The organism is Pseudomonas sp. HMSC057H01 (assembly GCF_001836405.1).
Taxonomy (GTDB): domain Bacteria; phylum Pseudomonadota; class Gammaproteobacteria; order Pseudomonadales; family Pseudomonadaceae; genus Pseudomonas; species Pseudomonas aeruginosa.
Genome location: NZ_KV828496.1, coordinates 34712 through 60731 on the forward strand (window position 1 = coordinate 34712; position 26020 = coordinate 60731).

At 67.6% G+C, this 26020-nt stretch carries 25 protein-coding genes; 14 read left to right on the plus strand and 11 right to left on the minus strand.

Going from position 1 to position 26020, the window contains the following annotated elements; all coding sequences use genetic code 11:
- The first annotated feature begins 13 nt into the window (after positions 1–13).
- From HMPREF2581_RS19290 to trxA, 3 genes are all read left to right on the plus strand, one after another.
- Positions 14–484, plus strand: coding sequence for a YbaY family lipoprotein (locus HMPREF2581_RS19290; protein ID WP_003132387.1), 471 nt, complete (start codon positions 14–16; stop codon positions 482–484).
- On the plus strand, positions 481–1143 hold the full coding sequence (locus HMPREF2581_RS19295) for a class I SAM-dependent methyltransferase (protein ID WP_003119123.1): 663 nt from the start codon (positions 481–483) through the stop codon (positions 1141–1143). The genes HMPREF2581_RS19290 and HMPREF2581_RS19295 overlap by 4 nt, the downstream gene beginning before the upstream one ends.
- 71 nt (positions 1144–1214) lie before the next feature.
- Positions 1215–2084, plus strand: coding sequence for a thioredoxin (trxA, locus tag HMPREF2581_RS19300; RefSeq protein WP_003137633.1), 870 nt, complete (start codon positions 1215–1217; stop codon positions 2082–2084).
- A gap of 36 nt (positions 2085–2120) precedes the next feature.
- On the opposite strand, the gene HMPREF2581_RS19305 is transcribed toward trxA, so the two are convergent.
- Positions 2121–2465: a hypothetical protein gene (locus HMPREF2581_RS19305; RefSeq protein ID WP_003137632.1), complete on the minus strand. Its 345-nt coding sequence runs from the start codon at positions 2463–2465 to the stop codon at positions 2121–2123.
- A gap of 132 nt (positions 2466–2597) precedes the next feature.
- Here HMPREF2581_RS19305 and HMPREF2581_RS19310 point away from each other — a divergent pair, with 132 nt between their 5' ends.
- The 6 genes from HMPREF2581_RS19310 (at position 2598) to HMPREF2581_RS19335 (ending at position 7071) form a co-directional block, all read left to right on the plus strand.
- The gene (locus HMPREF2581_RS19310) at positions 2598–3188 is read left to right on the plus strand and encodes a DUF2796 domain-containing protein (RefSeq protein ID WP_003137631.1); all 591 of its coding nucleotides are present in this window, start codon (positions 2598–2600) and stop codon (positions 3186–3188) included.
- Between the two features lie 88 nt (positions 3189–3276).
- On the plus strand, positions 3277–3981 hold the full coding sequence (locus HMPREF2581_RS19315) for an ABC transporter ATP-binding protein (protein ID WP_003093325.1): 705 nt from the start codon (positions 3277–3279) through the stop codon (positions 3979–3981).
- Between the two features lie 2 nt (positions 3982–3983).
- Positions 3984–5249 carry an ABC transporter permease gene (locus HMPREF2581_RS19320; protein WP_003137629.1) on the plus strand — a complete coding sequence of 422 codons (1266 nt, stop codon included), beginning with the start codon at positions 3984–3986 and terminating at the stop codon, positions 5247–5249.
- A gap of 17 nt (positions 5250–5266) precedes the next feature.
- Entirely contained in the window at positions 5267–5785 is a 519-nt protein-coding gene (locus HMPREF2581_RS19325) for a DUF3299 domain-containing protein (RefSeq protein WP_003137628.1), read from the plus strand.
- A gap of 147 nt (positions 5786–5932) precedes the next feature.
- Positions 5933–6631: an outer membrane protein OprG gene (oprG, locus tag HMPREF2581_RS19330; RefSeq protein WP_003093337.1), complete on the plus strand. Its 699-nt coding sequence runs from the start codon at positions 5933–5935 to the stop codon at positions 6629–6631.
- Positions 6632–6714: 83 nt separating this feature from the next.
- Entirely contained in the window at positions 6715–7071 is a 357-nt protein-coding gene (locus HMPREF2581_RS19335) for a SirB2 family protein (protein WP_003159320.1), read from the plus strand.
- Here the strand turns inward: HMPREF2581_RS19335 and HMPREF2581_RS19340 are convergent, their stop codons facing one another.
- The 6 genes from HMPREF2581_RS19340 to HMPREF2581_RS19365 all read right to left on the minus strand — a co-directional run bounded on the left by HMPREF2581_RS19340 (position 7072) and on the right by HMPREF2581_RS19365 (position 13979).
- Complete coding sequence (locus HMPREF2581_RS19340; protein ID WP_003137626.1) at positions 7072–8001, minus strand: NAD-dependent epimerase/dehydratase family protein; 930 nt, start codon at positions 7999–8001, stop codon at positions 7072–7074.
- A complete protein-coding gene (locus tag HMPREF2581_RS19345) occupies positions 7994–8878 on the minus strand; it encodes a dTDP-4-dehydrorhamnose reductase (RefSeq protein WP_003113045.1) in 885 nt (294 codons plus the stop codon). The genes HMPREF2581_RS19340 and HMPREF2581_RS19345 overlap by 8 nt, the downstream gene beginning before the upstream one ends.
- 268 nt (positions 8879–9146) lie before the next feature.
- On the minus strand, positions 9147–10097 hold the full coding sequence (feaR, locus tag HMPREF2581_RS19350; protein ID WP_003093343.1) for a transcriptional regulator FeaR: 951 nt from the start codon (positions 10095–10097) through the stop codon (positions 9147–9149).
- Between the two features lie 160 nt (positions 10098–10257).
- Positions 10258–10836: a DUF3156 family protein gene (locus HMPREF2581_RS19355; protein WP_003137625.1), complete on the minus strand. Its 579-nt coding sequence runs from the start codon at positions 10834–10836 to the stop codon at positions 10258–10260.
- Complete coding sequence (locus tag HMPREF2581_RS19360; RefSeq protein ID WP_003093348.1) at positions 10811–12301, minus strand: APC family permease; 1491 nt, start codon at positions 12299–12301, stop codon at positions 10811–10813. The genes HMPREF2581_RS19355 and HMPREF2581_RS19360 overlap by 26 nt, the downstream gene beginning before the upstream one ends.
- Positions 12302–12491: 190 nt before the next feature.
- A complete protein-coding gene (locus tag HMPREF2581_RS19365) occupies positions 12492–13979 on the minus strand; it encodes an aldehyde dehydrogenase family protein (protein ID WP_003137624.1) in 1488 nt (495 codons plus the stop codon).
- A 228-nt stretch (positions 13980–14207) separates the two neighbouring features.
- On the opposite strand from HMPREF2581_RS19365, the gene HMPREF2581_RS19370 reads away from it, so the two are divergent.
- On the plus strand, positions 14208–14876 hold the full coding sequence (locus tag HMPREF2581_RS19370) for a helix-turn-helix transcriptional regulator (protein ID WP_003113042.1): 669 nt from the start codon (positions 14208–14210) through the stop codon (positions 14874–14876).
- Here the strand turns inward: HMPREF2581_RS19370 and HMPREF2581_RS19375 are convergent.
- On the minus strand, positions 14873–15709 hold the full coding sequence (locus HMPREF2581_RS19375) for a class I SAM-dependent methyltransferase (RefSeq protein ID WP_003132375.1): 837 nt from the start codon (positions 15707–15709) through the stop codon (positions 14873–14875). The genes HMPREF2581_RS19370 and HMPREF2581_RS19375 overlap by 4 nt on opposite strands.
- A 106-nt stretch (positions 15710–15815) precedes the next feature.
- On the opposite strand from HMPREF2581_RS19375, the gene HMPREF2581_RS19380 reads away from it, so the two are divergent.
- The 4 genes from HMPREF2581_RS19380 to HMPREF2581_RS19395 all read left to right on the plus strand — a co-directional run bounded on the left by HMPREF2581_RS19380 (position 15816) and on the right by HMPREF2581_RS19395 (position 20358).
- On the plus strand, positions 15816–16190 hold the full coding sequence (locus HMPREF2581_RS19380; protein WP_003093356.1) for a hypothetical protein: 375 nt from the start codon (positions 15816–15818) through the stop codon (positions 16188–16190).
- Positions 16187–16393, plus strand: a complete 207-nt coding sequence (locus HMPREF2581_RS19385) for a helix-turn-helix transcriptional regulator (protein WP_003093358.1) — start codon at positions 16187–16189, stop codon at positions 16391–16393. Before HMPREF2581_RS19380 ends, HMPREF2581_RS19385 begins: the two co-directional genes overlap by 4 nt.
- 210 nt (positions 16394–16603) lie before the next feature.
- Positions 16604–19579, plus strand: a complete 2976-nt coding sequence (locus HMPREF2581_RS19390) for a non-ribosomal peptide synthetase (protein ID WP_003137623.1) — start codon at positions 16604–16606, stop codon at positions 19577–19579.
- Between the two features lie 89 nt (positions 19580–19668).
- Complete coding sequence (locus HMPREF2581_RS19395) at positions 19669–20358, plus strand: SDR family oxidoreductase (RefSeq protein WP_003093362.1); 690 nt, start codon at positions 19669–19671, stop codon at positions 20356–20358.
- A 14-nt stretch (positions 20359–20372) separates the two neighbouring features.
- Here HMPREF2581_RS19395 and HMPREF2581_RS19400 read toward each other — a convergent pair whose 3' ends face one another.
- From HMPREF2581_RS19400 to HMPREF2581_RS19410, 3 genes are all read right to left on the minus strand, one after another.
- Positions 20373–21017 (minus strand): response regulator, encoded by a 645-nt coding sequence (locus HMPREF2581_RS19400; protein ID WP_003093364.1) that lies wholly within the window; start codon positions 21015–21017, stop codon positions 20373–20375.
- A 644-nt stretch (positions 21018–21661) separates the two neighbouring features.
- On the minus strand, positions 21662–22807 hold the full coding sequence (locus HMPREF2581_RS19405) for a fimbrial protein (protein ID WP_011666547.1): 1146 nt from the start codon (positions 22805–22807) through the stop codon (positions 21662–21664).
- 99 nt (positions 22808–22906) lie between these two features.
- Positions 22907–25963, minus strand: a complete 3057-nt coding sequence (locus tag HMPREF2581_RS19410; protein WP_003137608.1) for a two-partner secretion domain-containing protein — start codon at positions 25961–25963, stop codon at positions 22907–22909.
- Positions 25964–26020: the final 57 nt, after the last annotated feature.

The following is a 26020-nucleotide window of genomic DNA, read 5'->3' on the forward strand; positions in this document are numbered from 1 at the left end:
GGATTCCACCGCTATGGAGCAGCCCATGACCCTGCGCTCGATCGCCCTGCTGGCCGTCCTTCTCCTCGCCGCTTGTTCCAGCGACAAGCCGAAGCCTGCGCCAACGCCGCAAGCTTCGCGCAGCGTGACCATGGTCGAGCCGGTGCTGCCGGCCCACCTGCGCGAGCTGAGCGGAACGCTGAGCAGCATCCAGGGCAGCCTGCCACGCGGCAGCGAGGTGCAGATGGCACTGCTGGTGATCGACGAGCGCGACCGCCCACAGCGGCTGCTGGCCAGCGAGACGGTGCTGGCCACCGGCGAACTCATGCCCTTCCGCCTGCCGTTCAACCCCGAGTCCTTCCCGCCGGCCGGTGGCGCGCTGCGCGTCGAACTGCACGCGCGGGTGATCCAGTCCGGCCAGTTGGCCTGGCGCCTGCATCCGTTGCGGATCGCCCAGCCGACCACCCAGTCCCTCGGCGAACTGCGCCTGGTACGCGCGCCGTGACGGCACCCCAAGCCCTGACCCAGGCGCTGGGCGAGCTGCTCGGCGACGCCCGGCTCAGCGCCACCGCGCTGCCCGGCACCGACCTGCGCCTGTGGCTGATCGACGCGCAGAACATGGACCGCCAGTTCAGCCCGGAGGAAACCCGCCGCATCCTCGAAGAGCCGCCGTACTGGTGCTTCTGCTGGGCCAGCGGGCTGGTCCTGGCGCGCTGGCTGGCGGAGCGCCCGCAGTGGGTCCGCGACAAGCGCGTGCTGGACTTCGGCAGCGGCTCCGGGGTGGCGGCGATCGCCGCGGCCCGCGCCGGCGCCGCCGAGGTGGTGGCTTGCGACCTGGATCCCCTGGCGCTGGCAGCGAGCCGGGCGAACGCCGAACTGAACGGAGTGGAGCTGAGCTATTCGGCGGACTTCTTCGCCGAGGACGATCGCTTCGACCTGATCTTGGTGGCCGACGTGCTCTACGACCGCGCCAACCTGCCGCTGCTCGACCAGTTCCTCAGCCGCGGCCGCCAGGCGCTGGTCGCCGACTCGCGGGTCCGTGACTTCCGTCATCCGCTGTACCGGCGCCTGGACGTGCTCGACGCCTGTACCTGGCCGGACCTCGCCGAACCCGCCGAATTCCGCCTGGTCAGCCTGTATCACGCCGAACGCGGGCAAGCCTGAGGCACGGGCTTGTTTGCGCGCGGCGCGCCCCCACTTATAGTGGTCACCACCTTGCGTTTCCGAGAATCGACATGAGCGATACGCCCTACATCTTCGACGTCACCGGCGCCAACTTCGAGCAGTTGGTCATCGAGAACTCGTTCCACAAGCCGGTCCTGGTGGACTTCTGGGCCGACTGGTGCGCCCCGTGCAAGGCGCTGATGCCGCTGCTGGCGCAGATCGCCGAGTCCTACCAGGGCGAATTGCTGCTGGCCAAGGTCAACTGCGACGTCGAGCAGGACATCGTGATGCGCTTCGGCATCCGCAGCCTGCCGACCGTGGTCCTGTTCAAGGATGGCCAGCCGGTCGACGGTTTCGCCGGTGCCCAGCCCGAATCGCAGATCCGCGCCCTGCTCGAACCCCATGTGAAAGCACCGGCGCTGCCCGACGAAGACCCGCTGGAAGTGGCCCAGGCGCTGTTCGCCGAAGGCCGCATCGGCGACGCCGAAGCGACCCTGAAAGCCCTGCTGGCGGAGAACAACGACAACCCCGCGGCGCTGATCCTCTACGCCCGCTGCCTGGCCGAGCGCGGCGAACTGGAAGAGGCGCAGGCCATCCTCGACGCGGTGAAGAGCGACGAGCACAAGCAGGCCCTGGCCGGCGCCCGCGCGCAACTGACCTTCCTGCGCCAGGCTGCCGACCTGCCCGACAGTGCAGAACTGAAGAGCCGTCTGGCCGCCGATGCCGGCGACGACGAGGCGGCCTACCAGTTGGCCGTCCAGCAGCTCGCCCGGCAGCAGTACGAGGCGGCTCTGGACGGACTGCTCAAGCTGTTCCTGCGCAACCGCGGCTACCAGGACGACCTGCCGCGCAAGACCCTGGTGCAGGTCTTCGACCTGCTCGGCAACGACCATCCGCTGGTCACCACCTACCGCCGCAAGCTGTACCAGGCGCTCTACTGAGTCGCCGAGCCCCGTCCGCGGGGCTCAGTCCTCCAGTCAGACGAACACCTGGGTGCCGTCGACCACCTCGACCTTGACCCGGGCGTCGTGCCGCAGGCGCACCAGCAGTTGCTTGGCGGCGCCGGCGTTGCCGCTGAACGCCTCCAGCTCCGCCAGCAACTGTGGCCCCTCGATCCGCCCGCTGCCGCGCAGCAGGTCCTGGGCGGTCTGCCACAGGCGATCCACCGGCGCTGCCGACGCCGGCGCCCTGGCCGCCGCGACCTGCGGCTCGCCCAGCGGCGGCGGGGGCACGTGTTGCGCCAGCTGGCGCCAATCCTCGGCGTCCAGTTCCAGGGTCAGGTCCACCGGCCAGTCGCCGATGCTTCCGCGAATCCGCACCATCTCGTTTCTCCACAAGCGAATCGCGCCATGCTCCCACGTCGGCGCGTAGGGGCCAAATCGGCCAGGCTAGGCAGGCGGAAAAATTCGTTATAACGTAACAAACTCTTTTCCTTCCTTGCCGGAGTCCCGTTCATGCGCCCACTGCTGTTAGCCCTCGTCTTGCTGCCGTTCGCCGCCCAGGCCCATGACGACCACGACCATGACCACGCCCACGGCAGCCTGGGCAAGCACGAGCACGGCGTCGCCCAGTTGAACGTGGCGCTGGACGGCAAGACCCTCGAACTGGAGCTGGACAGCCCGGCGATGAACCTGGTCGGTTTCGAACACGCCGCCAGCACCGACGCGGACAAGGCCGCCGTGGCCAAGGCCCGCGCGCAACTGGAAAAACCGCTGGAGCTGTTCGCCCTGCCGGTCACCGCCGGCTGCTCGGTGGCCAGCCAGGAACTGCGGAGTCCGCTGTTCGGCGACAAGGCGCCGGCCCACGCGCACAAGGAGAAGGCAGGCCACGAACATGAACATGAACACGAACACGAAAACGGTCATGCCGATATCCACGCCCATTACCAGCTCAGTTGCGAGAAGCCCGAGCTGCTCAAGCTGCTGACCCTCGCCGAGTTCTTCAAGCGCTTCCCCGCCACCCAGAAAATTCAGGTACAACTGATCGGTCCCGACGGCCAGAAAGGCGCCGACCTGGCCCCGGCCAGCGCCGAGCTGAAGCTGTAGGATCGTTCCGGAGGCGCCGCGAGGGATTCGGCGCGGCGCCCCTCCATCCATTCTCGAGGCTCCGGCGGAGCGTTCCGCCCCTACCCCCATGAGCGCACTGATCACCCTGACCAACCTCGGCTTCGCCTGGCCCGGCCAGGCGGAGTTGCTGGACATTCCCAGCTTCCATCTCGAACGCGGCGAGAGCCTGTTCCTCAAGGGGCCTTCCGGCAGCGGCAAGACCACCCTGCTCGGCCTCCTCGGCGGCGTGCAGAAGCCCGGCCGCGGCAGCATCCGCCTGCTCGGCGAGGACCTGGAAAAGCTGTCCGCCGCGCGCCGCGACCATTTCCGCGTCGACCACACCGGCTACATCTTCCAGCAGTTCAACCTGCTGCCATTCCTCTCGGTACGCGAGAACGTCGAGCTGCCCTGTCACTTTTCCGCGTTGCGCCGTCAGCGCGCCCGCGAACGCCACGGTAGCCCGGCGCAGGCCGCCAGCCATCTGCTCGGCCAGCTCGGCCTCGGCGGCGAACTGCACGAACGCCGCGCCGACAGCCTGTCCATCGGCCAGCAGCAGCGGGTCGCCGCCGCCCGCGCGCTGATCGGCCAGCCGGAGCTGGTGATCGCCGACGAGCCGACCTCGGCGCTCGACGCCGACAGCCGCGAGGCGTTTCTCCAGTTGCTCTTCGCCGAATGCCGCGAGGCCGGCGCCAGCCTGCTGTTCGTCAGCCACGACCAGAGCCTGGCCGGGCTGTTCGACCGCAGCCTGTCCCTTTCCGATCTCAACCGCGCCGCCCGGCCGGCAGGACTCTGAGCATGTATCTCTTCCGACTGGCACTGGCCAGCCTGGCCAACCGCCGCTTCACCGCCCTGCTGACGATCTTCGCCATCGCCCTCTCCGCCTGCCTGCTGCTGGCGGTGGAGCGGGTCCGCACCGAGGCCAAGGCCAGCTTCGCCAGTACCATCTCCGGAACCGACCTGATCATCGGCGCGCGCTCCGGCTCGGTGAACCTGCTGCTCTACTCGGTATTCCGCATCGGCAACGCGACCAACAACATCCGCTGGGACAGCTACCGGCACTTCGCCGAAAACCCGCGGGTGAAGTGGGCGATCCCGATCTCCCTCGGCGACTCGCACCGCGGCTACCGGGTAATGGGTACCGATGCCGGCTATTTCGAGCACTACCGCTACGGCCGCGGCCAGGAACTGCAACTGGCCGAGGGCCGCGCCTTCGGCCAGGACCTGTTCGACGTGGTGCTCGGCGCCGAGGTGGCCGCAGCCCTGCACTACAGGCTCGGCGAGAAGATCGTGCTGGCCCATGGGGTGAGCACGGTGAGCCTGGTCAAGCACGACGACAAGCCGTTCACCGTGGTCGGCATCCTCCAGCGCACCGGTACCCCGGTGGACCGCACCCTGCACATATCCCTCGCCGGCATGGAGGCGCTGCACGTCGACTGGCGCAACGGGGTGCCGGCGATGGGCGCCGGGCGCGTCAGTGCCGAGCAGGCGCGGCACATGGACCTGCAACCACAGGCGATCACCGCGTTCCTGGTCGGCCTGAAGAGCAAGGTGGCGACCTTCGCCCTGCAACGCGAGGTCAACGACTATCCCGGCGAACCGCTGATGGCGATCCTCCCCGGTGTCGCCCTGCAGGAACTGTGGGGCCTGATGGGCACCGCCGAGAAGGCACTGTTCGTGGTCTCGCTGTTCGTCGTCCTCACCGGCCTGATCGGCATGCTCACGGCGATCCTCACCAGCCTCAACGAGCGCCGCCGGGAGATGGCCATCCTGCGCTCGGTGGGCGCGCGCCCCTGGCACATCTTCGGCCTGCTGCTGGCCGAGGCCTTCAGCCTGGCGCTGGCCGGCGTCGCCCTCGGCCTCTGCCTGCTCTACCTCGGCATCGCCGCCAGCCAGGGCTACGTCCAGGCCAACTACGGCATCTACCTGCCGCTGGCCTGGCCGAGCGACTATGAGTGGAGCCTGCTCGGGGCTATCCTGGCGGCCGCCGTGCTGATCGGCTGCGTGCCGGCCTGGCGCGCCTACCGCCAGTCCCTGGCCGATGGCCTGTCGATCCGCCTATGACCCGGAGATATTCCCCGATGCTGCGCTCCCTGACCGTCCTCCTGCTGGCTTTCGCCCTGCTCCTGGGCAGTGCCGTGGCGCGCGCCGCGCCGCGCGAACTGACCTGGTCGCAACTGATCCCGGCCGGCGCCCCGCCCGCCCCGGCGCCGCTGCCGATCCACGACCTCGCCAACGCCCTCAGCGAAGCCGGCCCGGCGGCCAGCCAGCAGAGCCCCAACGCCCCGGTGGTGAAGGCACTGGACGGCATCGAGGCCAAGCTGCCGGGCTACATCGTGCCGCTGGAAATCAGCGAGGCCGGGCTGGTCACCGAGTTCCTCCTGGTCCCCTACTACGGCGCCTGCATCCACGTACCGCCGCCGCCGTCGAACCAGATCGTCTACGTGAAGACCGCCAAGGGCGTGCAGATGGACGAGTTGTACCAGCCGTTCTGGGTCGAGGGCACCTTCAAGGTGGAGAACGCCAGCAGCGAGCTGGCGGCGGCCGGCTACCGCATGCAGGCGAGCAAGGTGACGCCCTACGAATACGAAGGTAGCTGAACGACATGCGACAATCCGCCGCGCCGTTTACGTTGCGGCGGTCACATTTGCTCCTAGGATTGATTGAGCTGTGTCAAGGAAGGCAACTGTTAGCTGGCTGACCATTAGCAGCACCAACACTTTCTAATACAAGGAATGGAGCTCATCATGCGTAAGTCCTGGCTTACCGCTTCCCTGCTGGCCCTCACCGTCGCCTCCCCGTTCGCCGCTGCGGATATTCAAGGACACAAGGCCGGTGACTTCATCATCCGTGGCGGCTTCGCCACCGTCGATCCCGACGACAGCAGTTCCGACATCAAGCTGGACGGCGCCAAGCAGCGCGGTACCAAGGCGACCGTCGACAGCGACACCCAGCTCGGCCTGACCTTCACCTACATGTTCGCCGACAAGTGGGGCGTGGAACTGGTCGCCGCCACTCCGTTCAACCACCAGGTCGACGTCAAGGGCCTCGGCCCGGGCCTGGACGGCAAGCTGGCCGACATCAAGCAACTGCCGCCGACCCTGCTGCTCCAGTACTACCCCATGGGCGGTACCAACAGCGCCTTCCAGCCCTACGGCGGCCTGGGCGTGAACTACACCACCTTCTTCGACGAAGACCTCGCCAGCAACCGCAAGGCGCAGGGTTTCAGCAGCATGAAGCTGCAGGACTCCTGGGGCCTGGCCGGCGAACTGGGCTTCGACTACATGCTCAACGAGCACGCGCTGTTCAACATGGCCGTCTGGTACATGGACATCGACACCAAGGCCAGCATCAACGGCCCGAGCGCCCTGGGCGTGAACAAGACCAAGGTCGACGTGGACGTCGATCCGTGGGTCTACATGATCGGTTTCGGCTACAAGTTCTGAGTCGTAGACTGTCGCGGGGCTTGCGCCCCCAACGGAAAAAGGCGCCTTCGGGCGCCTTTTTTCATCCTGCGGAAACGGACCCCATGTACCTCTGGCTGAAGACCCTGCACATCACCTTCGCCCTCAGCAGCGCCGCCCTGTTCGTCTGGCGCCTGGCCTGGAACTGGTCGGGGCGCAAGGCCAGCGGCATCCGCCGCTGGGGACCGCATCTGGTGGACACCCTGCTGCTGCTCAGCGCGCTCGGCCTGGTGCACCTGGCGATGCCCTGGCCGCTGCCGCTCTGGCTGCTGGCGAAGCTGGGGCTGTTGCTGGGCTACATCGTCTGCGCGGCGTTCGCCCTGCGGATGGCGCGGGGCCCCGGCAAGGGCCTGCTCAGCGTCCTCAGCCTTGCCCTGCTGGGCGGGATCTTCTACCTGGCGCTGAACAAGCCCTGGTGGTGATCAGCGGCCGAGCAGGCGCGCCAGGCCCACGCCCATCGGCGTCGGCTGGTCGAAGCAGAAACGCCGCAGCAGGCGCTCGTTGTTCGCCCGCGAATGCCTGATGTCACCGGCTCGCGCGTCGGCGTGGGTCACCGGCGGCAGGCCACCGAGCACCTGGCCGATCTCCGCCAGCAACTGCTTCAGGCTGATGCTGCGATTCAGGCCGACGTTCACCGCCCCGGGCTCCACCGCCGTCGCCTCCAGCGCCTGGACCAGGAAATCGACCAGGTCGGCGACGTAGATGAAGTCGCGGGTCTGCTCGCCGTCGCCGAACACGGTGATCGGCGTCCCCTTCAGGGCGCGCTCGGTGAATATGCTGATCACCCCGGAATAGGGCGAGGACGGGTCCTGGCGCGGCCCGTAGACGTTGAAGAAGCGGAAGATCGCCGGTTCCAGCCCATGCTGGCGGCGATAGAAATCGAGGTAGTACTCGCTGGCCAGCTTGTCCGACGCGTAGGGCGTCAGCGGCGACTTCGGGGTGTCTTCGTCGATCGCCGTGCCTTCGCCGTTCTGCCCGTAGACCGCTGCGCTGGAAGCGAACACCACGCGCTTCACGCCCTGCTCGCGCATCGCTTCGCAGAGGTTCAGGGTGGCGATGAAATTGCTCTGGTGGGTGGCGACCGGGTCGTCCACCGAGGCCTGTACCGAGGCGACCGCGGCCAGGTGGGCGACCGCCGCGCAGCCCTTCAGGGCGGCCGCCAGGGTCGCCGCGTCGGCGGCGTCGCCTTCGAGCAGCTCTACCCGTTCGTCGTCCAGGGGCAGGTTGTCGCGCTTGCCGGTGGACAGGTTGTCCAGCACACGCACGCGGTAGCCGCGCGCCAGCAGCGCGTCGGTCAGGTGGGAGCCGATGAAACCGGCGCCGCCAGTGATCAGGATGGGGCGTTCAAACATGCCTGTAGTACCTGTCCAATAGAGCCGGCAAACCTGCGCGCCAGGCGCGCGGCTTGATGCCGAAGGTGTGGAGGATCTTCTTGCAGACCATCACCGCGTGCTGCGGCTCGTCGAGCGCGTCCGGGCGCGCGGCATGGGCCTCCGCCGAAGGCTCCTGGATCAGGTTGGAGCGATAGGTACGCGCCTCGTTGAGGATCACCTGTCCCAGCGCCAGGGTGGTGGTCGCTTCCAGTCCGCCGTAGTGGTAGGTGCCCCACAGCGGCGCCTGGCAGTCGAGCTGCTTGAGCACAGAGAGCACCACCCGCGCGGCGTCGTCCACCGGCGTCGGGTTGCCGCGCCGGTCGTCGGCGAGGAACAGCGGCTGCGGTTGTTCGGCGCGGCTGAGGAAACGTCCCAGCAAGCCGTTCGGGCTTTCGTCCAGCAGCCAGCCGAAGCGGATCAGCACATGTCGCGGGCAGGCCGCGCGCACGCTCTGCTCCATGCGCCAGAGCGCCTGGCCACGCAGGCCCAGCGGAAGGGTCTCGTCCTTCTCGCTGTAGGCGGTGGCGCGGGCGCCGTCGAAGACCCGGTAGCTGGACGGCTGGACCAGCAGGATCTCGTAGTGCTGGCAGAGTTCCGCGAGGCGCTCGACGGCGCGCTCCTGGGCGCCCAGGCGCTCCGCCTCGACCTGCTCGGCCTGGAACCAGTCGTGGTAGAAGGCGAGGTTGATCACCGCGTCGGGGCGCGTTTCGTCCAGCAGGGTGGTGAGGCTGGCGGCATCCCAGCCCTGCTCGGGTGGTCTGGGCGCGAGGAAACCGATGTCTTCCTCCGCCCCTAGGCGGATCAGCGCCTGTCCAAGGGCATTACCGCCGCCCAAAAGCATCAGGCGCATTCGCATGGTGTAGGGGGGCACTCGAAATCTGATAGTGAATAGCGACGCGGCGCACGCCCCAAGGCAATGACATCCTGCGCCTCGCTGGCGACATGAAAGGTGCGGGCATCGGGTGCTGCTTGTCGCGGCAGGTACCCCGGACAGCGCCGCCGTTATTTTCATGCAACCTGACACGCCGCATTCTTGCTGTGCCTCCGGTGAAGCGTCAAGCATTCACCGGGCCAGCTCCGCCAGCGGCGCGGATCGGCGGGACGAATGGCAGCGCGCGGCGGCGTCAGGCCGGTAGCGCGCCGGCCCGATAGTCCTTGGGCGAAACCTCGAACTGCTTCTTGAACGCCCGGCTGAAATGCGCCGAGTCGCTGAAACCCCACTTGAAGGCGATGGAGGTGATCGATTCGCCGCGCAGCCGTGGGTTGCCGAGGTCGGCGGCGCTGCGGCTGAGGCGCTGGCGGAGAATGTAGCGGCAGACGCTGTCGCCCTGCTCCTCGAACAACCGGTACAACTGGCGCACCGAGATGCGCAGGCGGCCGGCGAGCATGTCCGGACTCAGGCGCGGCTCCTGCAGGGATTGCTCGATCAGGCGCTCCGCGTGCCGGCGCAGACTGTAGCCATAGAGCCCGGCCAGCGGTCCCTCCAATTCCTCGCCGGCGTGCTGTAGCGCCGGCCCGAGCAGGGCGATCAGCGCCTCCTGCAACGCCCCGCCCTCGTCCGCCACCGCCCACGGCTGCAGTTCTCCGGCGCACACCTGCTGCACCAGCAGGCCGAGCAGGCGACCGCTGGCGCAGTTCGGCGAGAGTTTGCCGAAGGCCCGCTGGCTGGGCGGCAGGTGCCGGCATACCTGGTCGCGGGAGAGATGGAACGAGGTGTGTTCGATGAGTCCGTGGGGAATGATCTCGCAGCCGCCCGCGGAGTCCATCAGCGCCATTTCCCCTGGCGCCAGCTCTATGCTGTCCCCACCCTGGCGCAGTTGCGCATGGCCGCTGCGCTGGACGACCAGGAAGCAGTGACGGTCGTCGTCATGATCGGCATGGGTGGCCTGGCGGGCGATGCGCCCGGCGTTGGTGCGGATCTGCGCCAGCTCCAGGCCGCCGAGGTCCTGCCGCGAGATATCGCCGATGAACAGCGTCCGGTTCAGCGCGGGCTGCGATTCGAAGCGCCCGCAGACCTGGCGCAACGCCTGGTTCCAGGCTTCGAAGCTGTTGTGTGCGGAAGACAGGGTATGCACCGGGCACCTCCTGACGGCAACGGCCATCGTTATTGTTGTATGGCGCGGCAATTACCGAGCCACGCAGCGCTGCCGATATGATTAACATGTTATCGATATACCCACAAGCTAGCGCAAATGGACCGGCGGATACGCATCCGGGAGAGCCGGCAAGGGCCGTTCAGGCGGGAGAAAGCAGGCGCTGCAATTGGGCGAAGGCGCCCAGCAGGGCCAGGCGCTGCTCGGCGACCAGAGGGATGTAGCGGCGATAGGCGGGGAAGCGGTTGACCACCTCGCACGCCCCCAGGTGTTCCAGGCTCACGGTCCAGCCCCTGTCGTCGCGGCAGAGGCGCAAGCTCCGGAAGTCCAGCGGCATGAGCTGCTCCAGCAAGGCCCGGTCGCCCCCCTGCAAGGCCTCCCGCAACGGCTCGAGCCCGCTCCCGCGGCGCACCTTGCAAAGGATGCCGCGACGCCGCAAGCAACCGGCGTGACGCAGCTCCAGGCTGGCCGGCGGCCCCCCGGGCGCCGCCACGAACAGGCTGAACTCGGTGCTGACGATATGCATGAACAGGTGCGCCTGGACCCGCTCGCGAACCTCGAGGCTCAGCTCTTTCGTACGCAGCAACAGCCTGCCGTCCTGCGCCTCGCCGTCGCACGCAGCCAGGTTGCGCCGCACCAGGGCCAGGGTGGCTCCGGGGCGATAGGCGGCTGGCCGCCAGTCGCGCCAGTGGCGCTCATACCAGCGCGCCCAGGCGGACATGCGCCTTCTCCCGCTGCTGCTGGTCCTCTTCGGCGAATTCCTTCTCCAGCACCTCTTCCACCGCCAGCGGACGGAACGGATTCACCCGCTGTACGCACAGGGTCCAGAACAGGGCGTAGGCGGCCGCCAGGCCGAGCATCAGGGCGAACGGCAGGTAGATGTCGGCGGGGTTCATACCCGGCGGCGTGATGTAGAACATCCCCAGCAGGATTCCGGCGCTGGAGAACAGCTGCGGCAACGGGAACAGCGGCGAGCGGTAGGCGCGCGGCAGGTCCGGGCGACGGATGCGCAGCAGCACCACGGAGAGGGTCACCAGCAGGTAGGCGGTGCCCCAGGCGCAGACCGCCGCCAGGACCAGGTGGATGATCCCTTCGCTGTCGCCGCCCAGCCACCAGGCGTGCAGGCAGGGAATCGCCGCTGCCACGGCGATGCACAGCAACGGTGTCTTGAAGCGCGGGTGCAGGTAGGTGAAGGCCTTCGGCAAGGCGCCATCCAGCGCCATCCCGTAGAGAATCCGCGGCAGGCCGGCCATCAGGGTGTTGATGGTGGCGGCCCCGGCGAACAGCAGGCCCACGCCCAGCCAGATGCGTCCGAACGGTCCCATCACCTGCTCGGCGAATCGCGGGATCGCCATCGGCGTCTCCAGCAGGTGCAGGCCGCCGCCGAGGTCGAGGTTTTCCACCTGCCGGCGCATCGCCGCGCCATAGAGGAACATGCAGCAGGCCACCCCGACCAACCCCAGGGCCATCGCCCGCGGCAGGGTCCGCGAAGCGTGGCGCACCTCCGGCGCCAGCGGCGTGACGAATTCGCAACCGACGAACATGAACATCGCCATGCCCACCAGCGACAGCAGGGTCGGCAGGTCGTCGCCGACCATCGAGGCCCCGAACCAGCCCTGCAACTCCACCGCGGGCAGGCGCAGCAGACCGGCCACGGCGAAGATCATCAGGGTGCTCCACATGCCGAAGGTGAGGATCACTTCGGCGCGACCGAAGGCGGTGATCCCCAGCGCATTCAGCAGGCCGAAGCAGAGCACCATGCCGACACCCACCAGCCAGGCGCCGCCGCCCGGCTCGGTGAGGGTATTCAGCGACTCGAAGTTGACCAGCGCCATGGTGCCGCTGAGCATGGTTTCGGCGGTGCCGGCGAACACATGGACGATCAGGTAGGCCGACAGCGTGCCGGTGATCGCGAAGAAGCGCCCGAGGCCGCACGACAGGTAGTCGTAGACCGAGCCACGGGTCGGCAGCAGGCAGGCGGCCTCGGCGAAGGTGGTGGACTGCGCCAGCATCAGCAGCAGCGCCACCAGCATCGCCACGGCGAAGGTTCCGCCGCCCAGGCCGAAGCCGGTGGTGGCGGTGAGGATCACCGGGCTGGCCATGATCAACCCGACCGAACTGGCCAGGGCGGTGGGGAAACCAACCCGCCCGCGGAGCAGGTGCTGGGTGAGTCTGGAGTTGGACATCGACGTATCCTCGACGGCAGCGTTGCTGTTGTTGTTCTTGCGTCAGGCCCTGCCAGGGCGCGCCAGGCGCCCTGCGGGACGCGCCGGCGTCCCGTACGCTCCGCCGGCAGGCGAAGCGTGTCGAACAAAAGGCTGCCGCGGAGGGCAGCGAAAGAGCCGAACGAATCGGCTCACCCCGATTTCATCGATATCAGTAGGCGATGCACACCGACTTGTTCTCGGTGTACGCCTCGATCGCCGCATGGCCCATCTCGCGACCGATGCCGGACTGCTTGAAGCCGCCGAACGGCATCGACGGGTCGAGCAGGTTGTGGGCGTTCACCCATACCGTGCCGGCCTTGATCCTGGGCACCAGGTCCATGACCTGGCGCAGGTCGTTGGACCAGATGCTCGCACCGAGCCCGTAGATGCTGTCGTTGGCCAGACGCACCGCTTCGTCGAGATCGTCGAAGGGCGTCGCCACCAGCACCGGCCCGAAGATTTCCTCGCGCACCACCTGCATCCCCGGGGTAACGTCGGCAAGGATCGTCGGCTGCACGTAGAACCCCGTCTCGCCCTGGCGCGCCCCGCCGCAGACCACGCTGGCGCCCTCGGCCACCCCGCTTTCGATCATCCCCAGCACCCGCTCCTGCTGCCTGGCCGAGACCAGCGGGTTGATCTGCGTGGTCGGATCCAGGCCGGGGCCGATGCTCAGGTCGCCGGCGATGGCCGCCAGGCGCTCCAGCACCTGGTCGAAACGCTTGCGCTGCACATAGAGGCGCGAACCAGCGGTGCAGACCTGCCCCTGGTTGAAGAAGATCGCGCCGGCGGAACCGGCGGCAGCCATGTCCAGGCTGGTGTCATCGAGGATGATCACCGGGGATTTGCCGCCGAGTTCGAGGGAAAAACGCGTCATGTTCTCCACCGCCGCATGCCCGATCAGCTTGCCCACCGGGGTCGAGCCGGTGAACGCCAGCTTGTCGATGCCCGGGTGCGCCGCCAGTGCCGCGCCGGCCTCGGCGCCCGTGCCGGTGACGATGTTCACCACCCCTGGTGGAATCCCCGCCTCCAGGCACAACTGGCCGAGGCGCAGGGCGGTCAGCGGGGTTTCGTCGGCCGGTTTGAGGACTACGGTGCAGCCGCAGGCCAGGGCCGGGACGATCTTCCAGATCGCCATCAGCAAGGGGAAATTCCACGGCACGATGGCTCCGACCACGCCCACCGGCTCCGGCACCGTGTAGGCCCGGTAGCGCGCGCCTGGGACCGCAGCGATCGACAGGTCGAGGCTGCGGCCCTCGATCTTGGTCGCCCAGCCGGCCATGTAGCGGATGAACTCCACCGAGGCGCCGACCTCCAGGGCCCGCGACAGGTTGATCGACTTGCCGTTGTTCAGGGTCTCCAGCTGCGCCAGTTGCTCGCCATGCGCCTCGATCCGTTCCGCCAGTCGCAGCAGCAGGCGCTCGCGATCGGCCGGGCGCTGGCCTGCCCAGTTGCCTTCGAACGCACGCCGCGCGGCGGCGACCGCCCGATCGACGTCTTCGGCGCCGGCGCGGGCCACGCGCGCCAGCTCGGCACCGGTCGCCGGGTCGTACAGCGGCATGTCGGCGCCGGAACGCGCCGGCCCGGACTCGCCCTCGATCAGCAGGCCATGGGGACTGCGCAAGAAGGCGCTGACGGACGGGTCGATGGCAATACTCATGTGTGCTCCTCGGCTTGGCGACGGCGCTGCGTCGTGCATGCGCCTACTACCCGGGAATACTCTGGACCCACCGCTCCCCCGCTCGCTTGCTCCAGCCTGCCGGGTTTCTTGCCGCTGCCTGCCAAGCCAGGCAGCGAAAGACAAGACGGCGCGCCGGGGCATGGACATTCTGCCCGGCAGGCAGGACAGTGGACGTCCCGCCGCCTCGTCCCACGGGAGTCCCGCGCCATGCCTTCGACCCTGTCGCCCGACCTCGGCCCGCGCTGCATGCAGGCCTTCACCCAGGTGGTACCGGCCAGCCTGTGCGTGTTCTATCGCATCGACGAGGACTGCCGCGCACACGATTTCCAGCTCCTGCGGATGCCGGCCGGCATGCACCGCGACTACCTGCGCCACTACCGCGACTACGATCCGCTGCAGCCGCGCCACTGCCTGGCCAGCGCTTCGCCGGTGGTGCCGCTGCGCCAGGGCATCGCCCGCCAGCCCGCGGAGGACAGCGCGCTGTACCAGGGCTTCCTGCGACGCCACGGGATCTGCGACGTGGTCGAGGTGCTGGCGCATGCGCATCAGCGTCCGGTCGCGGCCCTGTCGTTGCTGCGCGACGCCCGCCTAGGGGCCTTCTCCGACCAGGAGCTGCGACAGTTGCGCGCCCTGCATGGCCTGATGGAGCTGGCGGCGCAGGCATGCGCCACGCCAACGGCCAGCGCCGAGCGCCTGCAAGGCCTGACACCGAGGGAACGGGAGATCGCCCTGCTGCTGCGCGACGGCGTCAGCAACAAATGCCTGGCTCAGTGCCTCGGACTCGGCCTGCCGACGGTGAAGACCCACCTGCTCAACCTGTTCCGCAAGACCGGCGCGCGCAGCCGCACCGAGCTGGTGAAGCGACTCTTCCTCTAGCCGCGCGCGGCCTGGGGGCTGCGCGCCTCCAGCCAGAAGAGGAACTGCCGCACCGCCAGCGGCTTGCCGCTCTCGTGCAGGCCGCGCAGGCGCTCGCGGTGGCGCCTGAAGGAAAAACCGGGAAATACCCAGGGCAGGTTCAACAGGTACCAGGCCAGGGCGCCGACATCGGCGAAGTGCAACACCTCCCAACCTTCGCCGCCTGCCACCGGCGGCAACTCCGCGGCCTCCAGCTGGGCCCGGGCGAAACCCAGGTTCCAGTGCGGCGCCTCCGGCGTCGGCGCCGGTTCGCCGAGCAACGCATAGAACTCGCGGTTGAAGTCGCCGGCCACCTGCTGGGTGAGGAAACAGCCGCCGGGCGCCAGCACCCGCCGGACCTCCGATGGCAGATAGGACTCGTGGCGGTTGCCGACCAGGTCGAAGGTGCCATCGGCGAACGGCAACGCCCCGCCGCCATCGCCCTCCCGGCCCTGGCGATGGTTGTCCGGCGCGCCCTCCACCTCGACCACGCGGATGCCCAGGGGCTCCAGGCGACCCCGGGCAATCTCCAGGTTGGGCGCCCAGCCCTCGGTAGCCACGGTGAGCGGCGGACGATACGGCAGCCGGCTCAACCATTCGCCGCCGCCGGTGCCCATGTCCAGCAGGCTGGCGGCGGCCCGGCAGCGCTCCAGCATGCGCCCCGGGAAATCCCATGGCGGCGGTTCCAGGCGGATGCGTCCGCCATAGTCGTATTCCCAGCCGCGCATCGGTGTGCGGCCGGCTTCCACCAGCAGCGCGTCGAATTCGTCGCCCGTCGCCATTTCGCCGTTCTCCCAGAGACCGCCCGCTACCATCCCCGAGTCTCCTCGCCAAGGCAAGCCCATAGAGAATGTAAAGCTTGCTTGACAAAGAAGAGCACCCCGGCCAATGTAAAGCTCCCTTTACATGGACGGTTCAACCATGACCCACAAACGTTTCTTCCTCGAACTGCTTCTCGCGCTGGTCGGCTATGCCGCTGCCGTTCTGATCAGCGGCCAGTTGCTGGCAGGCACGGAACCGGGCGCCGGCCGGGTCTTCCTCGCCCTGCTGCCGGTGCCACCGATGGTCGCCCTGGCGCTGGTGGTGATCCGTTACCTGCGGCGCCTCGACGAAATGGCCCGGCGCATCCATCTCGAAGCCCTCGCCCTGGCCTTCGTCGGCACCGCCCTGCTCACCTTCGCCTACGGTTTCCTCGAAACCACCGGCTTTCCGAAACTCTCGATGTTCTTCGTCTGGCCCCTGATGGGCGCGTTCTGGGCCATCGGCTGCGTCCTGGGACTGAGGCGCTACGCATGAGGAACCGGGTTCGCGAGTTGCGCGCGGAGCGCGGTTGGTCACAGGCGGAGCTGGCCGGAAAGCTGGAGGTATCGCGGCAGACGGTGAACGCCATCGAAACCGGCCGCTACGACCCAAGCCTGCCCTTGGCCTTCAAGCTCGCCCGGGTGTTCGGACTGGCGATAGAAGCGATCTTCGACGACCGGGAAGGCCAACTGGACTGAGTCCGGTCCCGCTGCCGAAAATGTCCGGGGCGCCCCCTGGCGACCCCGGCGGCGAGCCCCCCTTACCCTGTACCAAATGGCAGTTGCCGCATTTCCCCTCGGGGCTAGCCTTGGACCAGGCCTATCGCCAGCCTTCCCCCTGGTCCCCGCTCGATACGCTGAAAAACCACGGATAACGTCTTTTCAACCGGCAAGACAGGAGTCTCAGCCATGTCGAAAGATTCTGTTCTTGGCTTATTCAGGCAACACGCAGATACCCATCCCGAACGCCCCGCCCTCGTCGATCGCGAGCGCTCGTTCAGCTACCGCGAACTCGACCGACTCAGCGACCGGCTGGCCGCCCACCTGGCCAGGCGCGGCGTCGCCCGGGGCGAGCGGCTGCCCCTGCTGGCCGAACGCTCGGCCGAACTGGTCATCGCCATCCTGGCGGCCGCCAAGTGCGCAGCGGCCTACGTACCGGTGGACCGTCGGCAACCCGACAGGCGCAAGCAGGAAATCCTCCGCCAGTGCCAGGCCCCCGTGGCCCTCGCCACCCAGGCCGAGGACCTGCCGGGGCAACCGGTGGAGGTCATCGCACAGGTGCTCGCGACGAGCGCGGCGGGTGCCGCGCCGAGGCCGGCGCTCGACGGCAGCGAAGCGCTGTATGTGATCTTCACCTCGGGCACCACCGGCGAACCCAAGGGCGTGGTGATCGAGAGCCGCTCCCTGAGCAACCTCGTGGACTGGCACAACCGGCGCTTCGAGATGGACCAACGGAGCCGCACCACCCTGATGGCCGGCGTCGGCTTCGACGTTTGCCAATGGGAAATCTGGTCCACCCTGTGCGCAGGCGCCTGCCTCCACCTGGTGCCCGACGAGGTGCGCCCGGACCCGGCGGCGCTGCTGGCATTCTTCGCCGAGCAGCGGATCAGCCATGCCTTCGCGCCTACCGTGATGGTCCCTGCGCTGGTGGAGCAACCCGCTCCGCCGTCGCTGGCGCTGCGCTACCTGTTCTGCGCCGGGGAAAAACTGCCGCCGGTCGCAACCGGCGGGCTGCCCTATACCGTGGTGGATTACTACGGCCCGACCGAAGCCACGGTCTTCGCCACCTGCCGCATCGTCGACGCCGAAGCTCATCGGCGGCCCGCCTCAATCGGCACGCCCATCGACGGTTGCGAGGCATTCATTCTCGACGCCGACGACCGGCCTTGCCATGGCGACCGGCCCGGCGAGCTGAACCTGGCGGGCGTCTGCCTGGCGCGCGAATACCTGCGCGACCCGGACATGACCGCCAGGCGCTTCCACTACTCGCAGGCACTGCGGCGCCGGCTCTATCGCACCGGCGACAAGGCCCGCTGGCTGGCCGACGGCAGCCTGCAGTTCCTCGGTCGGCTGGACGACCAGGTGAAGATCCGCGGCCACCGCGTCGAACTCGGCGACGTCGAAGCCGCGCTGCTGCGCCAGCCGGCGATCCATGGCGCGGTGGTGCTGGCGCATGCCGACCCACGCTGCGGTAGCCAGCAATTGAGCGCCTTCGTGGTCCCCCGCCAGCGGGGCGGCGATGCCAGGGCCGTGCTCGCCGCCATCAAGACCGCCCTGCGCCAGGAACTGCCCGACTACATGCTGCCCAGCCGCTATCTGTCGCTGGACAGCCTGCCGACCACGGTCAACGGCAAGATCGACCGCCAGGCCCTGCGTCGACGCCTGGAGGAACAATGCCAGGAACGACTCGACGAGCAACGCTTCGGCACTCCCGGCGAACTGCAAGTGGCTCTGGCCTGGCAGGAAGTGCTGGGGCATACCGACTTCGGCCTGGACGACAGCTTCTTCGAGGTCGGCGGCCATTCCCTGCTGGCCGCCGCCCTGGTGCGCGAACTGAGCCGACGCTTCGGCAACCGTGCCTACATCCACGACATCTACCGCACCCCGAGCGTGCGCCAACTGGCGGCCAGCCTGGCGCGGCGCGCCGGCGAAGCGCCGCCGGCGCTGGACAGCGAACCGGCCCAGGAGCTGCAACGGGACGTGCGCCTGCCCGCCGACGTGGATTTCAGCCGGCCCATGGACACCGCCCAATTGCTCGCGCCACGGCACATCCTGCTCACCGGCGCCAGCGGGCTGATGGGCGCCCACCTGCTCGCCGAGCTGCTGGCCAGCCGCGAGGCCGACCTGCATTGTCCGGTCCGTGCGCAAAACGACGCCCACGCCCTCGAACGCCTGCGCCAGGCCGCCCGGCAGCACCGCATCGAACTCGCCGAGTCGGACTGGCGACGGGTCAGGGCCTACGCCGCCGACCTCGCAGAACCAGGTTTCGGACTACCGGCGGAAACCTACCGCGAGCTGGCCGGCAGCGTCGACCAGGTCTTCCATTCCGCCAGCGCGGTGAACTTCATCCAGCCATACAGCTACATGAAGCGCGACAACGTCGAGGGGCTCGGCCAGGTCCTGCGCTTCTGCGCCAGCGGCCGCTGCAAGCCGCTGATGCTGCTGTCGAGCATCTCGGTGTACAGCTGGGGCCACCTGCATACCGGCAAGCGCCTGATGCGCGAGGACGACGACATCGACCAGAACCTGCCGGCGGTGGTCACCGACATGGGCTACGTGCGCAGCAAATGGGTGATGGAAAAGATCGCCGACCTCGCCGCCGAACGCGGCCTGCCGCTGATGACCTTCCGCCTCGGCTACGCCACCTGCCACAGCCGTACCGGCGCCCATGCCGACTACCAGTGGTGGAGCCGGCTGGCGCGGACCTGCCTGGAGTACCGGGCCGTGCCGCTCCTGCGCGAGCTGCGCGAGGGCCTGACCACGGTGGACTACATGGTAGAGGCGATCAGCGTCATCGCCCGCCAGCCTTCGGCGCTGGGCAAGAAATTCAACCTGGTGCCGAGCATTCCGCGCTGCCTGACCCTGGACGAGTTCTTCGACCGTCTCGGGCGACGCGCCGGGCGTCCCCTCCGGCAGATGCCGTTCGACGACTGGGTAAGTCTCTGGGAAGACAATCGCGACGCCCCGCTCTATCCCCTGCTGAGTATGTTCCGCGACAACATGTACGCCGGCCGCAGCACCGTCGAGTTGTACCAGGATACCTATCTCTGGGACTGCACCAACGTCGAGGAACACCTGCGCGGGAGCGCCGTGCGCGAGCCGGAGTTCGACGACCGCCTGCTCGACCTGTACCTCGCCGGCCTGGGCGGCAGCGCCATGCGGTAAGGTCGAGGCCGCCGCGGCCGGTCGCCGCGGCGGTTACCGCAGCGGGACGCGCTTGGGTATCCTGTCCGCTTTATCGCCCGGAGAACCTCATGCACAACGTTCTGATCGTCGGCGCCTCGCGCGGCATCGGCCTGGGACTGGCGGATGCCTTCCTGCAACGCGGCGCACAGGTATTCGCCGTCGCCCGGCGACCGCAAGGCTCTCCCGGGCTGCAGGCACTGGCGGAGCGAGCCGGGGAGCGCTTGCAAGCGGTGACCGGCGACCTCAACCAACGCGACTGCGCCGAACGCATCGGCGAGGCGCTGGGCGAGCGGCGGATCGATCGCCTGATCGTCAACGCCGGCATCTACGGCCCGCAGCAACAGGATGTGGCGGAAATCGACGCCGAGCAGACCGCCCAGCTGTTCCTGACCAACGCCATCGCGCCGCTGCGCCTGGCCAGGGCACTGTCCGGGCGGGTTAGCCGGGGTGGCGTGGTGGCGTTCATGAGTTCGCAGATGGCCAGCCTGGCGCTGGGCCTGTCGGCCACAATGCCGCTCTACGGCGCCAGCAAGGCGGCGCTGAACAGCCTGGTACGCAGCTGGGAGGGCGAGTTCGAGGAGTTGCCGTTCAGCCTGTTGCTCCTGCATCCCGGCTGGGTGCGTACCGAAATGGGCGGCGACAGCGCGCCGCTGAGCGTCGAGGAAAGCGCCGCCGGACTGGTCGCGGCGGTGGAGGATGCCGCGGGCGTGAATGCCTGTCGCTTCGTCGATTATCGGAACCAGCCGCTGCCCTGGTGAAGCGGGCCGATCCGTCAGGGCATCCGGCAATAGCCCTCGGCCGCATACCTGATGAGGTCGGCATCGCGCTTGATGCCGAGCTTCTTCATGGCACTGACCTTCTGCGTACTGATGGTCTGCACGCTGCGATGCGAGCGCTCGGCGATTTCGGTGATGGTCAGTCCGGAGCCGAACAGACGGACGATTTCCGCCTCCCGGGGCGTCAGCCGTTCGTTGTGCGAGGAAAGCACCTGGTTGACGAAGATGTCCCTGATCGACGGCGAGAAATACTGGTTTCGCGAATAGGCCGCGCTCACCGCCGCCAGCAGGTGACTGGTCGAGTCGGACTTGCTGAGGATGCAATTGATACCCTGCTTGAGAATGGCCCGGATAAGACCCGGATTGTTCAGCATGGTAAAGACGACCAATTGCAGATGCGGATAACGTCGTCGCAGCAATGACAACAATGCCAGTCCATCGCCATATTTCCCGCCCGGCATCGTATAGTCGACGATAACGACATCGCAGTCGCCTTCGTCGAGCCGGCCGATCAACTCGGTAGAATTGGAAACTTGACCGAGCATCTCCAAAGAACCGCACTGACTCAGTTCGTAGGAAATACCCAGCGAAATGGCGGGATGATCATCCGCAACCATTACGCGAATGCGATGTAGGGACATCCTTGCGTCTCCTTAAGCGGTACACGGCAGGCGAAAGCGTTACCAGGAAACCTGTGGTCTCGGTCATGCCTGCCGCAGGCAGGCGGCCGCCGCTCGGCCGGCAAGGAGGAAAGCGCGGTCCGGAATCCGCCGACGCCACTGCCCCGGTTCAAAGTGAACATGTGTATTTTCTAGTGAAACCGACGATATTTAATATAGTAAAACTACTATTTTTTCGCCTCGTAAACTAACAACAAAGACACTTGAAACAGCCCCCGAAAAACGCCTACGCAGACACTTATGAGAAATTATGAAATACGAAACGGACAAGCCAGAGCAGCAAAAAGTTTGAAAAAAGAGTTCCGCGACAACCTGAAACTATCGCCTGGAAAATAGCGTTCGTTTATTTGCGCGAAATCCTACCGAGGAAACTTGCATATCCCTCAGAAAGCCTTCGCCCATACGCAATATCGGTATTCCGCGTGCGGGAATGGCATGTGCGCACGAGACCCAGGACGAGCAGCGGAGCGATATGCAGAGCGCCTTCGGCGATCTGCAACCACTGGAGGTGAGGGGCCGAGCCTTCGCGAGGGCTGGCGCGAAAGCGGCCGACGGCGCTTCCCGAGGCGGGGCGGGAAACGCCGGGGAAAGAGCGGCGGCGCCGCTCAGGGGAAGGTAAACGTGAACTCGGCGGCGCCGTCGGCGACCCCGGCCTTCAATTCGCCCTCCGCGCCGATACGGATGTAGGCGGCACTCAGCGGGAGGTCGGCGCTGTCGCCGACACGCCGCATCGGGTAGGGCGTGCCGTCGAAACGTATCCGCTGCTGGTCCAGGCCGTTCTTCACGACGATGCCGAACCCCGCCGCGCCGCCGCTCTTCAAGCTGAGGATCGTCGGGTCCGCTTGCTGCGCCGAGACATACTTGTCGCGGAAAGCGATTTCCGGCTTGGCCAGCGCCGCACACTCGCTGAGAGAGATATCGAAGGAGCGCTCCGTGGAGGTGTCGTTGACCCGCGGGAAATTCTTCAACGCGACGCTACCCAGTTTGACGTTGATTTCCCGTCCCACCTCGACCTTGCATTTCTTCGGGATCGGCGGCGGCGGGGGACCGCCGCCGATAGCGATGGAGGCCGGGCCGATCAGCGAATAGGGCTTTCGGCAAACCCCGGTGGGGTAGTTGTCCGCAGGCACCGCCAGGACGCTGCCGATGGACGCTTCGCCCTTCAGCCTGTCCACCGCCCAGAGATTCAGGGTGGCGCTGCCGGATACGCTGGTTACCTTCAGGTCGCCGGCAGGCAACTCGCCGGGGTCGACCGTCAGGACCAGTTCCTGTAGGTAGTCGCTGGTCGTGCTTCCGGAAAAGCTCGTGACTCGCTTGTCCAGCGCATGGGGCTGGTTGTCGACCGGAATCACCCGCTTGACGCCGTCCTGGGCATCCACCGAGATCCGATAGCCGATGCCTTTGACGTCGGACGCTACCGTGCCGTAGGGCCCCGGATAGCCCACCCCGGACCAGTTCCCCCCGAGGACCAGCTCATGCGCCTCCTGGGAAGCCTGGGGCTTGTAGCTCAGGAACAGGCTCACCGGCCTGGCGAACAGCACCGTGCCTTTCGCCGTGCCGCTGGTCAGCTCGTTCACCACACGCCAGGGCAAGCCTTTGCCATTGCCGAACGAGCAGTTCAGGGCGACCTCGTTCAGGGCCCAGGCCTGGCCGCCGGTCAGGCAGCAGAGGCCGAGAACGAGCGCCTGCCGAGCCTGCGCGCCAGGCCGGCGGCGCAGGGAAACGCGGCCGGGAAATAACCTCATGCTCATGGAACTCTCCAAGATTGCGCCTGCGGAAGAGGGCCACACTCCAGGCGAGAGCGGCCCCGGCCGGGAAGGGAGGTCCGCCTGGGACCTCCCCTGCCGGCCTTACCAGATGTTGCCGTAGTCGATACCGGCAGGCGGCAGGAGCGCCGCCTCGCCGATCACGTAGTTGCCGCCCAGGACCCCACGGTTCTCGCCGACCTGCGCACCGTAGATCTGGCCGTAATGGGACTGAGGCTTGAAGTCGATCTTGCCGCTGACGCCGGAGTACTCGATCGATCCCAGGTTGACGCCGGCCAGCCCGCCCATGGAGACGTAGTAGTCGCCACTGACGGTGCCTTCCGACATGGACGAAACGATGCGTCCCTGGATCTGGTTCTCGCCGACCAGGCCGCCGATGCGGCTGCGCCCGCCGCCGCTAACGGTACTGCTGCTGCGCGCCGACAGGATCGAACCGGCGTTGCTGCCGACCAGGCCGCCAACCGACGCACTCGCAGCGGCGCTGACCCTGCCGCTGGCATCCACGTTGAACAGTTCGCCGCCGTTGTGGCCGACGAGCCCGCCCACCAGGCTGTTGAAGCCGCCGCTCACGTCGCCGCGCGAGATCGCATGGGCGACGGAACCGCCGAGGTTGTGTCCAATCAGACCGCCGACGCGACTGTTGCTGCCGCCGCTGACCTTGCCCGTCGCCTCGGCGGTCTCGATGGCACCCTGGCTGTTGTTGCCGACCAGCCCGCCCAGATCCGCGCCCCCCTGGTCCATGACGCTGCCGCTGGCTTTCAGGTTTCCGAGCATGCCGTTGCCTTCTGCCTTGCCGATCAACCCTCCGGTCGCCAGGCCGCCCTTGCTGTACACCGACCCGCTCGCCTGCGAGCGGAATATCTCGCCGCCGGAACTCAGGCCGACCAGCCCGCCGGTATACCCCGCGCCGCCGGCCTCCACCTGGCCGCTGGCGCTACTATCGGAGACGTGGCCGAACATGTTGTAGCCGACCAGGCCGCCGACGTTCAGGCCGGGCCGGTAGGTCTCGACCTTCCCCTGGCTGCCGGACGCCCTGATCGTGGCCTTCGCATTCAGTCCGACCAGGCCGCCGACGCCGCCCAGGCTGTTGCGCTCGGTGGACTGTGCAGCCACATGGACGTTGCTGTGGGCGTTCTCGATGACCGCCTCCGGCCCCCAGGCGGTGGTGAAGTTCTCCCCCACCAGACCGCCGACCGCTGTGCTCGCCGCATAAGCGGTGACGCCGCCGCTGACGGATGCGTTCGTGATCTGCCCGTTGATATTGCGCCCGACCAGGCCGCCCAGTGCGTTGGAGCGCAGTCGGCTGCCGACGACCGAGACCCCGCTGGCGCTGACGTTGGCGATACGCCCGCTGTTGATCCCGACCAGGGCGCCGAGCGAAGACGGACCGGAGCCGTAGGTGTTATCGGATACCCGCAGGTTGTTCAGTTTCAGGTTGCTCAGGGTGCCCGAGGAGCGGGCGAACAGCCCGACATTCGGCCCGGTGTTGCTGATCGAGAGATTGCCGATGCTGTTGCCGAGACCGTCCAGGGTGCCGCTGAAGACGCCGGCGGGCCCGCCGATGGACTGCAGTGCCGTGCAGTAATAGCTGCCGCCCAGGATATTGCCGCCGAGCACGTACAGGCCGTCTAGGTTCTTGTTGATCGCCTGCAACTGCGCCAGGTTCTGCACCACCGTGTAGTAATAGCCGCCGGAGACGTAGGTCGCGTTGGCCCCGGCCAGGGAGACCGACGCCGTGCCGTTCACCCGGTGGCCTTCGCCGGCATCCATGGCCAGCGCGCTGCCAGCCCCGCCGAGAACGATCTTGTCATTGATATCGATAGCGCCTTCGGCCTTCAGCTCCAGCCCAGCCTTGGCGCCACTGGCATTCAGCCTGCCATTCAGCGTCAGGTCGGCCGCGGAGCCCAGCCCCAGCCGGTTGCCCGATGCCCAGCTCACCGAGCCGTCGAGGTCCAGGTCGCCCTTGGTCGAAACCAGTTCGATATTGGTGCTCGCCAGGTTCCGCGACAGGGTGTCGGCATGAACGGTGACGCCATCCGACACCGCCGACGGGCGCACGTCGATCTTGTCGGCGGCAATCTTCCAGGTGCCGTTGAGGCCATTGCTGGCGAGCGTGTTCACCTGGGTGCCCAGGGCCACTTCCACCGCCTGCCCCCGGACCTCGACCGTGCCGCCGTGCCCCGGACCTTTCAGCGCATTGGCGGACAAGGCGCCTCCCACCATGACCTTGCCGTCCGGGCCGCCATCGAGCACGATCCGCCCGTTCTTGCCGCGCAGCGAACGGGCCTCGATGGCACCCTGGGAGTTCACCACCGTGTTGAGCAGCGCATTGGCGGTCCTGGCCGCCATCAGGACTCGCCCCCCGTCGGCCTTGAGCAGGCCGCCGTTGCTTGCCAGCGCATTGGCGACCCCGGCGTCGACGCGGATGTCGAGCAGCTTGTTGCCGTCGAAATTCAGCGTCAGGTCGCTGCCCGCGCCGAGCCCGACACCGCCCATCTGCGCCAGGACCGTCCCGCGGTTGTCGACCTGCGCGCCCAGCAGGGCGATGCTGCCGCCTTCCGCCGCGGTGATGGCGCCCCCGTGGTTGAGGACACCGTTGGTAGAGGGACCCGTGAAACGGTATCTGGAGGAGTTGCCGTTGAACTCGGCATCCGTGATGTCCAGCGTGGAAGCCACCAGGCCGCCGACATTGACCTGGGCGCCGCGACCGAAGAGCACGCCGTTGGGGTTGACCAGGAAGACCTGGCCGTTGGCATCGATCCGGCCCTGGATATCGCTGGCCTTGGTGCCGATCACCCGATTCAGGGCAATCGAGCTACTGCTCGGCTGGTTGAAGATCACCCGCTCGCCGGCGGCAACGCTGAAGGAGTCCCAGTTGGCGATCAGCTTGTCGACCTTCTGGTTGACCGACAGGCTGTTGCCGCCCGACAGGTGTATCTCCCCGTTCGCGCTCCCGCCGACCACCGTTCCCCCGCTTGGCAGCGCATAGGCCGGAGCCAGGGCCGTGGCGCCCAGCAGGGCCAGGGCGGAGGCGATCGCCGCCTTGGCGCCGGCGGGCTTGCCGCGCCTGCGACTGCCTTCGCTGACGACGTTCCAGCAGCCCTGGGATACGTTCCAGACCAGTGCATAGCATTTGTTCATGTGCTTCCTTCCTCCAGTGAAACCCCGCGACCTATTCGCAGGGCCGTGCTACGGCAG

Coding starts and splice junctions, on each gene's coding strand:
- HMPREF2581_RS19290 (WP_003132387.1), top strand. CDS start 14: ATGGAGCAGCCCATGACCCTGCGCTCGATCGCCCTGCTGGCCGTCCTT.
- trxA (WP_003137633.1), top strand. CDS start 1,215: ATGAGCGATACGCCCTACATCTTCGACGTCACCGGCGCCAACTTCGAG.
- HMPREF2581_RS19305 (WP_003137632.1), bottom strand. CDS start 2,465: ATGGTGCGGATTCGCGGAAGCATCGGCGACTGGCCGGTGGACCTGACC.
- HMPREF2581_RS19310 (WP_003137631.1), top strand. CDS start 2,598: ATGCGCCCACTGCTGTTAGCCCTCGTCTTGCTGCCGTTCGCCGCCCAG.
- HMPREF2581_RS19315 (WP_003093325.1), top strand. CDS start 3,277: ATGAGCGCACTGATCACCCTGACCAACCTCGGCTTCGCCTGGCCCGGC.
- HMPREF2581_RS19320 (WP_003137629.1), top strand. CDS start 3,984: ATGTATCTCTTCCGACTGGCACTGGCCAGCCTGGCCAACCGCCGCTTC.
- HMPREF2581_RS19325 (WP_003137628.1), top strand. CDS start 5,267: ATGCTGCGCTCCCTGACCGTCCTCCTGCTGGCTTTCGCCCTGCTCCTG.
- oprG (WP_003093337.1), top strand. CDS start 5,933: ATGCGTAAGTCCTGGCTTACCGCTTCCCTGCTGGCCCTCACCGTCGCC.
- HMPREF2581_RS19335 (WP_003159320.1), top strand. CDS start 6,715: ATGTACCTCTGGCTGAAGACCCTGCACATCACCTTCGCCCTCAGCAGC.
- HMPREF2581_RS19340 (WP_003137626.1), bottom strand. CDS start 8,001: ATGTTTGAACGCCCCATCCTGATCACTGGCGGCGCCGGTTTCATCGGC.
- HMPREF2581_RS19345 (WP_003113045.1), bottom strand. CDS start 8,878: ATGCGAATGCGCCTGATGCTTTTGGGCGGCGGTAATGCCCTTGGACAG.
- HMPREF2581_RS19355 (WP_003137625.1), bottom strand. CDS start 10,836: ATGTCCGCCTGGGCGCGCTGGTATGAGCGCCACTGGCGCGACTGGCGG.
- HMPREF2581_RS19360 (WP_003093348.1), bottom strand. CDS start 12,301: ATGTCCAACTCCAGACTCACCCAGCACCTGCTCCGCGGGCGGGTTGGT.
- HMPREF2581_RS19365 (WP_003137624.1), bottom strand. CDS start 13,979: ATGAGTATTGCCATCGACCCGTCCGTCAGCGCCTTCTTGCGCAGTCCC.
- HMPREF2581_RS19370 (WP_003113042.1), top strand. CDS start 14,208: ATGCCTTCGACCCTGTCGCCCGACCTCGGCCCGCGCTGCATGCAGGCC.
- HMPREF2581_RS19375 (WP_003132375.1), bottom strand. CDS start 15,709: ATGGTAGCGGGCGGTCTCTGGGAGAACGGCGAAATGGCGACGGGCGAC.
- HMPREF2581_RS19380 (WP_003093356.1), top strand. CDS start 15,816: ATGACCCACAAACGTTTCTTCCTCGAACTGCTTCTCGCGCTGGTCGGC.
- HMPREF2581_RS19385 (WP_003093358.1), top strand. CDS start 16,187: ATGAGGAACCGGGTTCGCGAGTTGCGCGCGGAGCGCGGTTGGTCACAG.
- HMPREF2581_RS19390 (WP_003137623.1), top strand. CDS start 16,604: ATGTCGAAAGATTCTGTTCTTGGCTTATTCAGGCAACACGCAGATACC.
- HMPREF2581_RS19395 (WP_003093362.1), top strand. CDS start 19,669: ATGCACAACGTTCTGATCGTCGGCGCCTCGCGCGGCATCGGCCTGGGA.
- HMPREF2581_RS19400 (WP_003093364.1), bottom strand. CDS start 21,017: ATGTCCCTACATCGCATTCGCGTAATGGTTGCGGATGATCATCCCGCC.
- HMPREF2581_RS19405 (WP_011666547.1), bottom strand. CDS start 22,807: ATGAGCATGAGGTTATTTCCCGGCCGCGTTTCCCTGCGCCGCCGGCCT.
- HMPREF2581_RS19410 (WP_003137608.1), bottom strand. CDS start 25,963: ATGAACAAATGCTATGCACTGGTCTGGAACGTATCCCAGGGCTGCTGG.